General features: G+C 64.2%; 8 protein-coding genes. 2 read left to right on the top strand and 6 right to left on the bottom strand.

Annotation, left to right across the window (positions count from 1 at the left end; genetic code table 11):
* Positions 1 to 122 precede the first annotated feature (122 nt).
* From QZ281_RS17550 to QZ281_RS17525, 6 genes are all read right to left on the bottom strand, one after another.
* A complete protein-coding gene (locus QZ281_RS17550) occupies positions 123 to 1685 on the bottom strand; it encodes a ShlB/FhaC/HecB family hemolysin secretion/activation protein (protein ID WP_292230739.1) in 1563 nt (520 codons plus the stop codon).
* Between the two features lie 142 nt (positions 1686 to 1827).
* Positions 1828 to 2772 carry a FecR domain-containing protein gene (locus QZ281_RS17545; protein WP_292230736.1) on the bottom strand — a complete coding sequence of 315 codons (945 nt, stop codon included), beginning with the start codon at positions 2770 to 2772 and terminating at the stop codon, positions 1828 to 1830.
* A gap of 44 nt (positions 2773 to 2816) precedes the next feature.
* On the bottom strand, positions 2817 to 3344 hold the full coding sequence (locus QZ281_RS17540; RefSeq protein WP_292230733.1) for an RNA polymerase sigma factor: 528 nt from the start codon (positions 3342 to 3344) through the stop codon (positions 2817 to 2819).
* A 25-nt stretch (positions 3345 to 3369) separates the two neighbouring features.
* Positions 3370 to 3987 (bottom strand): TonB family protein, encoded by a 618-nt coding sequence (locus tag QZ281_RS17535; protein WP_292230731.1) that lies wholly within the window; start codon positions 3985 to 3987, stop codon positions 3370 to 3372.
* Between the two features lie 81 nt (positions 3988 to 4068).
* Entirely contained in the window at positions 4069 to 4734 is a 666-nt protein-coding gene (locus tag QZ281_RS17530) for an STN domain-containing protein (protein WP_292230728.1), read from the bottom strand.
* A 351-nt stretch (positions 4735 to 5085) separates the two neighbouring features.
* Positions 5086 to 6885, bottom strand: a complete 1800-nt coding sequence (locus tag QZ281_RS17525) for a metallophosphoesterase (protein WP_292230725.1) — start codon at positions 6883 to 6885, stop codon at positions 5086 to 5088.
* Between the two features lie 152 nt (positions 6886 to 7037).
* Between QZ281_RS17525 and QZ281_RS17520 the strand changes: the two genes are divergently transcribed.
* Together QZ281_RS17520 and QZ281_RS17515 are read left to right on the top strand one after the other, a co-directional pair.
* Positions 7038 to 7568 carry a phosphonate degradation HD-domain oxygenase gene (locus tag QZ281_RS17520; RefSeq protein ID WP_292230722.1) on the top strand — a complete coding sequence of 177 codons (531 nt, stop codon included), beginning with the start codon at positions 7038 to 7040 and terminating at the stop codon, positions 7566 to 7568.
* Between the two features lie 203 nt (positions 7569 to 7771).
* Entirely contained in the window at positions 7772 to 10603 is a 2832-nt protein-coding gene (locus QZ281_RS17515; protein WP_292230718.1) for a TonB-dependent receptor, read from the top strand.
* Positions 10604 to 10634: the final 31 nt, after the last annotated feature.

Below are 10634 nucleotides of genomic sequence, written 5' to 3'. Positions count from 1 at the left end.
CGTCCGATAGGCGTAATCGCCCTGCCACCAGCCCGAAGCCAGAACCGGCGTCGCCGCGCCAAGCACCATGACCGCGAGCGCGCCAGCCGCGACGCCCTTCTTGAAACGTGCCGTCAGAAACATCAGAATTCCCCAAAGATGCGGAAGCGCAAGAAGACATTGCCGGCGACGCTGTTCGTGCCGGAGATCAGAGGCGTGCCGACATCCAGCGCGCCGTTGATGTGTTCGAAGAGACGGATGCGGCCACCCAGGCCTGCACTCATCAGAAGCTCAGACCCCTGCCCCGGCAGCGGATCATGCAGATCGACGTAACCGGCGTCCCAGAAGGCGTGGACCCGCAGTTCGCTCAGGCCCGGCAGGCCGTTGAACAGACTGGGGCTGCGCAGTTCGTTCTGAATGGCGACGCCATAGTCGCCCAGGGCTTCGGACTCGAAATAGCCGCGCACGCTGGACGATCCGCCCAGCGAGAAACCCTCGTTCGAGATCAACGGCGCAGGCGACCACTGGCTGGTCAGGCGCGTGTTCAACTGCAGGCCGTGGACCAGCTCTTCCGTATGCTGAGCATCGACCTTGACGGCGAAGAAGCTCTGACGTGCGTTGTAGCGTTTGGCGTCGAACGCCTCCCAGGCGTCGCCCAGTCCGCGCAGGCCGAAGGTGGTCGAAACCGTCAGGTCGCTCTTGCGGCCCTCACCGGTCCAGTCGCCGCGCCACGAGGCCATCAGCGGGAAATATTCAATCGGCGCAGACGCCCGGTCAGCGCCCAGGATCACGTCTTCGGAAAAGTCCTTCCAGTCGATGCCGAAGGTCACCGAATGATAGAAGCCGTCGCTTGATCCCAGCGAGCGGATGTAGCGCGCGCCCAGCATCGTGCCCTTGCCGATGACGCTGGTTCCGCCGACCACGGCGATGTCGCTGTCAGACGAGACGCCGTAGAACAATAGCTGCGCGCCTGCGTCCAGACGGTGCAGATAGTTGGCCGAAAACACCTTGCCGTCGCCGATCCGCTCCGGCGCCACCTGGGCCGAAACCGACAGACTGTCGCCACGTCCGAACAGGTTGTCGTGACGCAGACTGGCTGCAACGCGATAGGGCGTGGTCGCCGCCGAGCGGAAATTGTTGACCTCGATTGAGGCGCCATAGGGCGCAGTTTCCTCAACCGTCAGCACGACATCCAGCGTGCCGGGCGCCTCGCCTGCGCGCAGTTCCGGCGTCACGCGGCGGCTGGCGATCTGGTTCAAGGCGATCACATCGCGCTGGAAGTCCGGCAGGTTGGGCGTATGTCCGGGCGTCAGCGACGGCGCCATGGCGCGCACAGCGTCCGGCTTGCGCGTCCCCGCGACCAGCACCTGGCCGATAGCCTGTTCAGCGACCTCCAACTGAAGGATGCCGCCCTCGACCGACTGCTCGGGCGTATAGACCGAGACGGCGATATAGCCTGCGTCCTCGAACGCCAACTGCAGGGCTGCGCGGGCGGATTCGACATCATCCGCCGTCCGCCCCGGTCCCATGTACGGATAGACCGCGCGTTCGACTGCTTCCGGCGACAGGACCGTGTTGCCCTTCACCTGGAAGGCGCGAATATCGAAAGTCGGACCAGTGTCCTGCGCCAGTGCGGGCACGGCGGCGACCATGGCCGCAAGCGCCACGGACGCCGCAAGGGCGTGGTGTCTGGTCAGTCGAAACATCTATCCCCCGGTGACACGCGCCCATCGCAAGGACGGGGCGTTTCGCTACTGGTCGTCAGGGGAGAGACACAGCGGGCCGCAACCCGCGCAAAGATTTAAGGTGAAGTTTTCACGACATTAATCGGCGCCACGACGCGCCTAATCAGGACACGATCAGAATATTACCGGGCATACGGACGATCTTTACGCCATAGGCCAGACGCAGTTGCTCAACCACCTGATCCAGTTGGTTGATATAGAAGGCGCCGCTGATGCGCCGGTCTGCGATGGCGGGGTTGGCGACCACGATCCGCCCCTCGCGGTAGCGATTCAACTCGCCGATCACATCGCCCAGCCGTTCGTTGTTGAACACCAGAACGCCACGCCACCATTCACTGCCCGCCGCCTGCGCCAGTTGCGTCACAGCCCCCAGTTCGCCCGCACCCCAGACCACCTTCTGTCCCGCCGAAAGCAGCGCCTCGCGCCCTTTCAACAGCACGCGCGCCTGACCTTCCAGACAGGTCGCGGACAGATCACCCGACAGATTGCGCAGGCCCAGCCGTGCGCCGCCCGCGATGATCCGCGCTGCCCCCGTCGCGATCTGGATGGGACTGACGGACGAAGCGACCGACACCAGGGCCTCGCCCCGCAGCAGTTCAAATCCGCCCTGCCCCAGATCATCACGCAGCGCGACACGCGACAGGGTGTTCAGTTCGACGCTGACGCCATGCCCCATGTCGACCGTGCGCCGCTCGCCCTTGGCCGTCTGGATTTCCTCCAGTTGACTGGGCGTGAAACCATCTGGCCGCAGCACAGCGATCGTCGCCAGACCCGCAGCCACCGCCACGCCGCCGCCGATCAGCACACGGCGGCTGATCGGCGTCCGTCCGAAGCGTCGTTCAACCTGCGGCGTCCGTTCCGCCTTCAGACTACGAATGGCTTCACGAGTGATCTGGTGCGTGCGCGCCGCCTGGGTGAAGGCGCGCTCATGCTCAGGCGAGGTCATTCGCCACCCGGCCAGCAGACGCGCGTCACCCTGGGTCGCCTCGCCCGACAACAGCAAGGTCACCCAGGCGCGCGCTTCATCTGCGAGGCCGTCTTCGTTCATTCTGGCGTCTGCATCCTGCTGGCCTATTTCACGTCCCCTCTCAGTCATGACACGCCAGACCCGGATTGGCGCAAGGCGACGGCTTTCGGACGAGCCAAAGCCTTTTGGATCTCAAGCGACGCTTGACGCAACTCATGCTGGACGGTGCGCAGCGGCATCTTGCGTTTCTGGGCGATGTCCAGCGTGCTCTCCCCCTCCAGCCAGGCGGCCGAACAGATCTCGAAACGGCGCGGCGACATTTCAGCCATGACCCGTTTGACGATCTGAACCTCTGAGCGCGCCTCCAGCACGCGCGAGGGATCGGCCGCATCATCGGGGACGTCCAGAAGACTGGCCACCTCGTCAAAGCCCAGCAGTCGGCTGTCCTTGCGGCGGCTGTTGGCGGCGATGTTCAGCGCCATTCGGAACAGATAGGTGGTCGGGTGACGCACCTCTTCCAGCACCGCGTCGCCGGACAGTTTGACGAAGGCGTCCTGCAGAGCGTCACGCGCACGCTCTCTCGATCCCAGCCGGGCCGCCACACGCGACAACAGGCTGTCATAGTGGGTCACAAGGTGCCCACGCAGTCGCATCTGGCTGGTGTCCGTCACGCCAGGCCTATGACGCGACTCGAAGACCGGCGTCGAAGTTCAACGGCACAATCAGATCAATGGAGCCCGGCAGGTTGCCCGGCAATGACGGCAAGGGGTCCGATCGGCGCACCGTCTGCAACGCGGCTTCGTCCAACTCACGCGAGCCAGAACTGGTCTCGATCCAGGCGTCCAGCACATGGCCGTCACGATTGACGATCAGCCCGACCCGAGCCAAGCCCTGCGGTCGCCGTTTCGCCAGGGTCGGATAGGTGTGAAACCGCGCCAGATGGGTTTCGAGCCTGCGATAATAGTCAGACAGCGCCGCCGGACTGGGTGAGGCCGAAATCGGCTCTCCACTCGCCAATGACGCGCCAGCGCCCTTCTCCGCAGACGATTTCGAGGACGGCGTGGCGCTGGAAACCGCCGCATTGCTGGCAGCAGAGACATCCGGTTTCCGCGCGGCCTTCGCAGGCGCGCCGCCCGACGCCATATCGCCGGGCCGAAACAGATCCACCATGATGGCGGGTTCAGGCTCGGTCTGGGCGCCGGACATGACAGGCGGTGCAGACACCAGAATTGCCGCCGCCATGCCGCCGTGCAGGGCCGCAGAAATCAGACTGCCTATCAACCAGTGTTTCGCCATTGCGCGGAATCGGTCTCGCTTGCCGTGGACCGATTGGCCCTCTAGCGCGGCGACGGCGACAGAACAGTGACATCGACGGCGTCAGTTTCGCGGACGCACCGAAAACTCAATCCGCATCGGCTGCGGCAACTGTTCCGGCGGCGGCGGCAACATCGTCGCACGCGTGCGTTCGACAAACCGCGCATCACGCGACGCATCCCCTGAACCGCTCAAGATCTCCGCCCGATCCGGCGCGCCATTCGCCCCCACCCACAGACGAATGCTCAATCGATAGCCCGCGTCCGTCAGTCCATCGTCCGCACGCACCGCCTCCGCAATCGTGCGGCGCACAGCATCAGCATAGGCGATGAAGACAGGATCGGTCTGACTGCGCCCCACCATCGGCGCCGCCACCGCCGTCAGCGGGTTCAGCGTCACGGTCGAGGTCGTCGAGGCATAGATCACCACTGCCCCCGCACTGGTGAACCGCGCCGACAGCCCCGTCCCCTGCAGCATCAGCGCCAGACCTGAACGTGGGCTCATCGTCCCGGACACCGGCGCCGACTGCCGCCCCGCCGCCAAGGGCGCGTCGTACAGCATCTGCAGCCCTGTCTGTCCCGCAAACTCTGAAAGCGCCTGAGCCAGAGGCTGGCTGGCAATCTCAAACCGCCGCTCCGCCCCCTGGGCCTGAGCAGGGCTTTCTATCGCGACGCCCCACAAGGTGACCGCAATAGCCGCCAGACAAGGATGGCTCAGCAAACGACGCATCGTCGTCCTTCGCCGATCTCATCTGATCACGCAACGGCAGGGGCTCCTCGTCTAGTTGAAGAGGCCCATCAACCCCTTGACGGCACGCGGCCTGGCGTGAGGGTCGTGTGTTGAAAACAACAGTACGCCACCAGCGTTTTGGGCAGGGGGCGTACTGTTGTCGTGGGTAGCTGCTCCGCAAGAATGATCTGTTGGACAGACCCCCTGATCAGCGCTGATCGATCTCAAAGGCCAACCCTCCTGATCAGTCAGCGCCGCAAGTTCGGACTTGGCGTCCTTGAGAACTGTGCGCCGAAAACCTTTGACGAAACAAAGCTCCCAGTAATCACAAGCGCCAGCGATCGCTCCCGATCACTTCGTCAGCGCGAAGCGGTCGCGGGTGCGGCCTTCGATGTCGGTCATCTCGACGTCGATCCGGTCGCCGGCGCCGCGCAGCATGACATAGTGGTGGGTGCGGGCGGTCTTGGCGCTGAAGGCGGGTTTGTTGGGGGCGAAGTCCTCGGGATTGCCACCCATGCCGCCGACCTGGAGGTAGGTGACGCCGTGTTGCAGATCGACCGCGCCCTGACGCATGGGCCAGGTCCGCTCATAGGCGTGCAGGTGCCCATAGATCACCAGATCGACGCCATGACGTTCGTAGATGGATGAGAACTCGCGCCGCATCGTCTGATCGCCATTGGTCGAGCGGTCGCGCCAGCTGTCACCGTAGTCGTCGTCATCGCTGGTGAACAGGTCGTGGTGATGCATGGCGATCTTCCAGCGCGCGGTGGAGCGGGCCAGCGCCTGATCCAGCCAGGCGGCCTGACGCGCGCGGAAGCCGGGACTGCGGCGCTCACGATCCTCCAGATTGCTGTCCAGAATGAAGAACTCGACGTCGCCGTAGCGGTGGCTGAAATAGCCCTCTTCGCCGGGCTGGCGGTGATAGTGGCGGAACCAGTGCTGCTCGCCCTCGCCATTGCCGGGGGCGGCGATGACCGGCACGCGCCCGAACAGGCCGCCCATGCCGACAAAATACTCGTGCGTCCACTGGTAGCGGCGGTCGATGGAGCCCTCGTCGGTCAGGTCGCCGGCCAGCAGCAGCAGGTTCGGACGCTCCTCCCAGATCAGCTGGCTCATGCGGCTGTTGACGAAGGGGCGGGCCTCGGTGTCGGCCGAGACGGCGATCACGAAGGGCGCACCGGGCAGCGGGGCCGAGCGGAAGGACAGGAGGCCGGAATCCAGCGTCTTGCCGTCATCGGTCGAGGCCGTGACGCGATAGAAATAGGGCGTGTCGGCCCTTAATCCGTCCAGCGTCGCGCCGCCCAGTCGGCCGTCTTCAGCGGCGGGGACTTCGATGCTGCGCATCTGGGCTTCGTTTTCGCCCCAGGCCACGGTGAAGCGGGCTGTGCGGTCCGTCTCCCACGACAGCTGGATGTCCTGCGTCGTCGGAGCGTTCAGATAGGGCGGCTGGGTGAAGTGCAGGGTCTCTGCATTCAGACGTCCCTCGTCCACCAGGGTGGTGCGCGCAGTGAAGGCGGCCTGAACCTCTGCGGGGCTGAGCGCGCGATCGTACAGGGCCGCGCCCCGCACCAGATCAGGCAGGGTCATATAGGGCTCGGCCTCAAGGAAGGTCGTCAGGTCCAGAGGGGCCGCCGCCGGACGGTTCAGGCGCGCGGTGGTCGTGGCGATCAGTGCGCCGTTGGAATAGAGCCGCCAGACGTCGCCCTGGCGCACGCCGACAACATGACGCCATTCGTCCTTGTAGTCGGGGATCTTGGACATGGCCGTACCCGCCGGGCCGAACGCCGCCTGCCCGTCCGTATAGCCCAGCAGCCAGGGCGCGCCGCCCGATGTTGCGGCTGGCGACACGACGGCGCCGACGGGCCTATTCACATGGTCCAGCATCCACAGCTCGATGGTGAAATCGCGTGAGGAATCGAAGCCGACCTGCAGGGTGCGGCTGTCGGTCGAGGTCATGCCGTTGAAGCGCAGCGGCGTCGGTGCAGACAGCAGGGTCGCGACGGTCGCGGTCATCTTTTCGCGCGCCGGGCCGGCTTTGCGCGGCAGGTCATAGTGGGGGGTGAAGTCCCAGGACTGGGCCTGCGCCGTCTGGGCTAAGGCCGGGATCAGACAGACCGAGGCCAGCAGGGCGGCGACAAGGGTGCGGTTCATGACAATCTGTCCGTGGTCTTGCTGAAGGCGAATTTGTGGTCTAGACCAATAACGGTTCGTCATGACTGTTTGATGACCGGACCAGCGCCGAAACACTCCACAACAACTGATCAGCCGTTTGCGACCTCTGTTCAACGGCGAGGGCTATGCCTGTGAAGCAGATTACCGACCTCTTCGACCGCCACGGCGAAAACCGCTATGGCGAGCACGTCAATCAGCGCGAGCACATGTTGCAATGCGCCAAGCTGGCGGAAGACGCCGGGGATACGCCCGCCATGATCGCGGCGGCGCTGCTGCATGACGTCGGCCAGTTTCTGGAAGGGGCCGGTGATGCCGCAGAGGCGCACGGTCACGACGCCGCCCACGAACGGCTCGGCGAAGTCTTTCTTTCTCAATGGTTTCCTGAGGAAGTCACCGCACCCATATTCTTGCATGTGGCGGCCAAACGCTATCTGTGCGCCGTCGAGCCCGGCTATATGGGGGACCTGAGCGGCGCCTCGGCCCTGAGCCTGAGCCTGCAGGGCGGACCTTTCGATGAGGCGGAATGTCGGACCTTCGAGGCCCATCCCTTTTTCAAGGAGGCGATCCGGCTGCGGCGCTATGACGACGCCGGCAAGCAGCCCGGCATGGCGACGCCTGACATTGATCACTATGTCGCAATACTGAATATGGCGACCAAGTAGATTGCGAAATTCCTCCGCGACCTGACGACAGTACAGATATTTGCAATATTCTATACTGTGAATGTTTTGTGTAGTGCAATCCAACTGGTTTACACCAGATTGGCTTAGAGCTACCCCGCTTTCGTCCGCTGCTGCGGACGGGGGCGGAGCGAGCAGCGCCCGCCCCACGGACAAGATTTCTGGAATCCGGGTGGGGATCACCAATGTCGTTACATTCCGACGCCGTCGCACAGCGCACGGTGAAACTGATCGCGGGCGTCAGCGCCCTGGCCCTGAGCTGGGGCGTCGCAGGCGCGGCCTTCGCCGCCGCTTCTGAAACAGACCAGGCCCAGACCGTCGATGAGGTGCTGGTCACGGGCCAGCGCCTGGGCACCGCCAACGCCATCTCGGCCCAGCGCCGCGCCGACGGCGTCGTCAACGTCCTGTCGGCGGATGACATGGGCAAACTGCCTGACGCCAATGTGGCCGACGCCCTGGCGCGCCTGCCGGGCATCAATGTCATCGTCAATCAGGACACGGGCGAAGGCGAGTATGTCACCGTCCGCGGCTTCGCCGGCACCTTCAACGCCTATTCGATCAATGGCGTCCGCGTGGCCCTGACCGACACCGACAGCCGCCAGATGTCCATGACGGTCCTGCCGCCCAACGGCCTGCAGGCGATTGCAGTGTCCAAGACCCTGACGCCCGACATGGACGGCGACGCCATCGGCGGCTCCATCGACTTCCGCACCCCCAACGCCTTCGACTTCAAGGGCCCGGTGGCGCGCATGTTCGCCAGCTATGGCGCCAACGACCGCGCCCGCGATCAGGGCGAGGCCTCGGACAATTATCTGGTTCAGGCCGACTTTGGCCAACGGCTGAAGGATGAACGGTTCGGCGTCTTCGCCTCGGTCAACTACGGCCGCTCGCACGGCGTGACCGAAGAGACCGAAAACGACGGCGAGTGGGAGCCCTACATCTGGCGCAAGAACGGTCAGGAAGCGGTCGACGAACGTTCGATGTTCCTGCCGGGCATCGACCTAGACTATCGCCGCAACGAACAGAAACGCTACGGCGGCAATGTCTCTCTGGATTATCGCGGAACCGATCACGACCTTTATCTGCGCGGCCAGTTCAACCGTTTCGAGCGCATCTCGACCAACGACTGGACCGACTACCGCAGCCGCCCCACCCTGCGTCTGGTGCAGGTGAATGACGAAGACCGCAGCCTGTCTTCGCCTGAAAAGATGATCATCGGCCACGACCCGGTTCTGGGCGCCATCTACGGCTATACGCCCGGCCAGATCGTCGATGCCGACGGCGACGGCCGCATCACCGACGCCGACCGCACCCGTAAATCCTACTGGTCACTGCACGGGCGTTCGGGCGTGTGGAACCCGCAGGCGTTCCAGTTCTCGCGCAACATGGACATCTCGGACCAGAACCAGACCCTGGCCACCGTCAATCTGGGCGGCGTCAGCCGGTTCAATGCCCTCGAGCTGAGCTATGACCTGAGCTACAGCTTCGGCGAGCGGGAAAACCCCGACAACTATTCAGTCGGCTATAACTGCGACGCTTGCGCCTGGCCGCTGAATGCGACTGGCCTTCTGTGGTCGTCCTACGACGGCCGCTTCCCCACGCCGCCACTGCCGGCCTTTGCAGCCAATGTGGAGCGTGATCCGTCGCTGCTGCCTCTGGACGGCGCCAGCCACAGCCGGTCACGCCAGAAGGACGAGCGCGTCGCCTTCAAGCTGGACGCCGGCTATCAGATCAAGCGCGGTCCGCTGGAGCATATCCGCGTCGGCGGCAAATACCTGCAGTCCAAGCGCGACTATGACAGCACCCCGATCTGGGATGGCGACTTCGCCGGCACGCCGCTGGACGGCAAGTCGCTGGCGGGTTCAGGCCTGATCGAGCGCGAGGTCGATCGCATCCTGGGCGGCCGGTATTATTACGGCGCCATCTTCAACCGCGAACGCGTCATTGCGGCCATCCGCGCCGCCGAGGCCGCCAATCCCGCCGCCATGTCCTATGAGCGTCTGAACCAGGACGACAAGCAGGGTCAGGAGACGATCTACGCCGCCTATGCCCTGGCTCAGCTGAAGTGGGGCGATCTGCAGGTGATCGCGGGCGGCCGTTACGAGCAGACCGAGGTCAAGAACACCTTCTGGTCCGACGACGGCGCCAACAGCGGCTTTGACAGCAACACGGCGGACTATGGCGTCTTCCTGCCCAGCGTGACGGCGACCTACCGCCCCAACGACCACTGGGTTTACCGCGCCGCCGCCTGGACCAGCTTCTCGCGTCCTGAGTACGGCTATATCTCGGGCGGTCAGTCGGTGACGCGCAATCCGGTGACCAACGAGATCATCGCCATCAGCCGCGGCAACCCGGACCTGAAGCCTGCCGAAGCCCTGAACCTGGACCTGTCGGCCGAGTTCTATCCCGACCGCAGCAGCGTCCTGTCGGCGGGTCTGTTCTACAAGAAGATCGACAACTTCATCTTCACCAACGGCAGCCAGGTCGACGCCACCACGACCAATGGCTTCATCGAAATCACCCAGCCCAAGAACGGCGACACCGCCAACATCACCGGCGTCGAGTTCAACTTCATCAAGAGCTTCGACGGCATGGCGGCGCCGTTCGACGGCTTCGGCTTCGAGGGTAATCTGACGCTGCAGACCAGCGAGGGCGAGACCGGCCTGGACTACCGCAAGGGCCGCAAGATCTCCTTCGTCGGGGCGCCGGACCTGATGTACAACGCCTCGCTGACCTATCAGAAATACGGTTTCGAGGCCCGCCTGTCCTACAACTATCAGGGCGAGTACGTCGAAGACCTGCGCGACAACGCCATCGACAAGTGGGTGCAGCCGACCAAGACGCTGGACTTCCACTCGCGCTACAACGTCAATGACAGGCTGGCTGTCGACTTCGACGTGCAGAACATCCTCGACGGTCACCGCTACTATACGACCAAGGGTGAAAGCCCCAGCTACATGAAGGACTATATGGAGCCCGGCCGGACCTTCCTGCTGCGCATGAGCTACAGCTACTGAAGATCATCAGTTCTGCCCGATGTCTGGCGGG

Origin of the sequence: Brevundimonas sp., from assembly GCF_018608325.1 — a bacterium.
Classification (GTDB): Bacteria; Pseudomonadota; Alphaproteobacteria; order Caulobacterales; family Caulobacteraceae; genus Brevundimonas.
The sequence above is the reverse complement of the archived record's forward strand: the minus strand, read 5'-3'. Positions and strand labels throughout refer to the sequence as shown.

Bases quoted from the DNA above. Each gene is read 5' to 3' on its own strand.
- QZ281_RS17550 (WP_292230739.1), bottom strand. From the start codon at position 1,685: ATGTTTCGACTGACCAGACACCACGCCCTTGCGGCGTCCGTGGCGCTT.
- QZ281_RS17545 (WP_292230736.1), bottom strand. From the start codon at position 2,772: ATGAACGAAGACGGCCTCGCAGATGAAGCGCGCGCCTGGGTGACCTTG.
- QZ281_RS17540 (WP_292230733.1), bottom strand. From the start codon at position 3,344: ATGCGACTGCGTGGGCACCTTGTGACCCACTATGACAGCCTGTTGTCG.
- QZ281_RS17535 (WP_292230731.1), bottom strand. From the start codon at position 3,987: ATGGCGAAACACTGGTTGATAGGCAGTCTGATTTCTGCGGCCCTGCAC.
- QZ281_RS17530 (WP_292230728.1), bottom strand. From the start codon at position 4,734: ATGCGTCGTTTGCTGAGCCATCCTTGTCTGGCGGCTATTGCGGTCACC.
- QZ281_RS17525 (WP_292230725.1), bottom strand. From the start codon at position 6,885: ATGAACCGCACCCTTGTCGCCGCCCTGCTGGCCTCGGTCTGTCTGATC.
- QZ281_RS17515 (WP_292230718.1), top strand. From the start codon at position 7,772: ATGTCGTTACATTCCGACGCCGTCGCACAGCGCACGGTGAAACTGATC.